Annotated in this window: 1 protein-coding gene; it reads left to right on the forward strand. The window is 36.3% G+C overall.

Translation table 11 applies throughout. The features are described 5' to 3' along the window. A partial coding sequence (locus tag SB772_RS45730) for an AMP-binding protein (RefSeq protein WP_410839241.1) occupies window positions 1-234 on the forward strand: 234 nt, incomplete at both ends.

Here is a 234-nt window from a genome sequence, read left to right on the forward strand (position 1 = left end):
GAAGAAGATCAGAAGTCCTCTGAATCCCAATTGGATTTACGTTATGTTATTTTTGGAGGTGAGGCATTGAGCCCGGGTAAATTATCATCATATAATTTAAAATACCCATCGACCAAGTTAATCAACATGTATGGCATTACAGAAACTACGGTCCATGTAACTTATAAGGATATTACAGCAAGTGATATCGTTTCTAATATCAGCAATATTGGAACAGCAATTCCGACCTTAAGG

It is taken from the genome of Paraburkholderia sp. SIMBA_030, assembly GCF_046535245.1.
In the GTDB taxonomy this organism is placed as follows: Bacteria; Pseudomonadota; Gammaproteobacteria; order Burkholderiales; family Burkholderiaceae; genus Paraburkholderia.